The following is a 1,703-nucleotide window of genomic DNA, read 5'->3' as shown; positions in this document are numbered from 1 at the left end:
CGGCGCCGACCGGCGCTACACAAGGTCGGGCGAGTCGAGCATCTCCGTCACGAGTGCGGCGATCGCCGACCGCTCCGAGCGCGTCAGCGTCACGTGCGCGAACAGCGGGTGTCCCTTGAGCCGCTCGATCACCGATGCGATGCCGTCGTGCCGGCCGACCCGCAGGTTGTCCCGCTGCGCGACGTCGTGCGTGAGGACGACCCGCGAGTTCTGCCCGATCCGGGACAGCATCGTGAGCAGGACGTTCCGTTCGAGCGACTGGGCCTCGTCGACGATGACGAACGCGTCGTGCAGAGAACGACCGCGGATGTGGGTGAGCGGCAGGACCTCGAGCATCCCCCGCTCGACCACCTCGTCGAGCACGTTGTCCGACACCACCGAGCCGAGGGTGTCGTACACCGCCTGCGCCCAGGGGTTCATCTTCTCGGAGGCGTCACCCGGGAGGTATCCGAGCTCCTGCCCGCCGACGGCGTAGAGCGGACGGAAGACCATGATCTTCTTGTGCTGCTGGCGCTCGAGGACCGCCTCGAGGCCGGCGCAGAGCGCGAGCGCCGACTTGCCCGTCCCCGCTGCGCCGCCGAGGGAGACGATGCCGATCTCCGGGTCGAGGAGCGCGTCGATCGCGAGCCGCTGCTCGGCGGACCGTCCGCGGAGCCCGAACACCTCGCGGTCACCGCGCACGAGCGCGACCGAACCGGCGGTGTGCACACGGCCGAGGGCGGAGCCGCGCTCGGAGTGGATGACGACCCCGGTGTTGATCGGCACGTCGGCCAGCGCGGCGGAGCGGATCTCCTCGTGGTCGTAGAGGTCGGCCATCTGCTCGCCGGACACCTGCAGGTCGGTGAGGCCCGTGTAGCCGCTGTCGACCGCGAGTTCGGCGCGGTACTCCTCGGCGGCCATGCCGATCGACGACGCCTTGACCCGCAGCGGGAGGTCCTTCGACACGACGACGACGTCGAGGCCGTCGTTCGCGAGGTTCATCGCGACCGCGAGGATCCGCGAGTCGTTGTCGCCGAGCTGCAGCCCGGACGGCAGCACCGCCTGGTTGGAGTGGTTCAACTCGACCCGCAGTGAGCCGCCGTCACCGATCGCGATCGGGAAGTCGAGTCGTTCGTGCTCGACCCGGAGATCATCGAGGATCCGGAGTGCCTGTCGGGCGAAGTAGCCGATCTCCGGGTCGTTGCGCTTCGACTCCAGCTCGCTGACGACCACCACGGGCAGGACGACCGCGTGCTCGGCGAAGCGGAACAGCGCCCGCGGATCGCTGAGGAGCACCGAGGTGTCGAGCACGTACGTGCGCTGGGCGACCGGTGTGGACGAGTCCGCGGTGGGCTGCTGCTGCGTTCCGCGAGAGACGTTCTGAGAGGTCACGACCACTCCATCCCCGGGCCGCGAGGGACCCGGTCCTTGTCCTCGACGCGGCCACTGGAGCGGGTCTCGAAGCACCTGCTGCGGCCGCTTCGATCGGGCGCGGTGCCCGATGCCGTCAACCTACGACCGTCGCCTGCCGGGTGGAATCGCGACACGCTGCCTGTCCGGTTACGGTCGTGTGAACGCGACCAGAGCGGTGCGCCCCGCGCCCGAGGTGCGCGCCCACCGGCCGGGAGGCACGGTGCGGGCCCGCCACGGGCCTCCCGTCCGGCGCGGCGCAGCTGACACTCGTGCTCGCGCCCGCGTCCCGTGCGCGCCGAGCCGAGTCTCGG

Annotated in this window: 1 protein-coding gene; it reads right to left on the bottom strand. The window is 70.8% G+C overall.

Features of this window, described 5'->3' with window-relative positions:
- Nucleotides 1-15: 15 nt before the first annotated feature.
- On the bottom strand, nt 16-1,377 hold the full coding sequence (locus NS184_RS15270) for a PhoH family protein (protein ID WP_193750494.1): 1,362 nt from the start codon (nt 1,375-1,377) through the stop codon (nt 16-18).
- Between the last annotated feature and the right edge of the window lie 326 nt (nt 1,378-1,703).

This window comes from Curtobacterium luteum (assembly GCF_001475545.1).
GTDB lineage: Bacteria > Actinomycetota > Actinomycetes > Actinomycetales > Microbacteriaceae > Curtobacterium > Curtobacterium luteum_A.
The sequence above is the reverse complement of the archived record's forward strand: the minus strand, read 5'-3'. Positions and strand labels throughout refer to the sequence as shown.